The organism is Streptomyces doebereineriae, from assembly GCF_031845645.1.
In the GTDB taxonomy this organism is placed as follows: domain Bacteria; phylum Actinomycetota; class Actinomycetes; order Streptomycetales; family Streptomycetaceae; genus Streptomyces; species Streptomyces canus.
Genome location: NZ_JAVREZ010000520.1, coordinates 1 through 403, shown reverse-complemented (window position 1 = coordinate 403; position 403 = coordinate 1). Strand labels below are relative to the sequence as shown.

1 protein-coding gene is annotated in these 403 nt (G+C 65.3%); it reads left to right on the top strand.

What is annotated here, in order from left to right; translation table 11 throughout:
* The coding region (locus RNB18_RS53065; protein ID WP_311721185.1) for a GTP-binding protein at positions 1 to 403 on the top strand (403 nt) is incomplete at both ends.

The window sequence follows — 403 nt, the reverse complement described above, 5'->3', positions numbered from 1 at the left end:
CACGACACCGACAGCCTGCCGCTGGATCATCTTGAGGCCGTGACCGATTCGGACGGTGTGGCCGACCTGGCGGCACTGTCCGACGGCTTGCGCGCCGAGCGGGAACAGGGCATCACCATCGATGTGGCCTACCGGTTCTTCTCCACCGCGACCCGCAGCTACATCCTGGCCGACACCCCAGGGCACGAGCGGTACACCCGCAACATGTTCACCGGCGCCTCCAATGCGCACGTGGCCATCCTGCTGGTGGATGCCCGGGCCGGAGTGCTGCGCCAGACCCGGCGCCATGCCCGTATCGCAAAACTGTTGGGCATCAAGCACTTCGTCGCCACCGTGAACAAGATCGATCTGGTCGACTTCGACAAAGGCCGGTTCGCCGAGGTCGAGCGTGAGCTGCAACAGG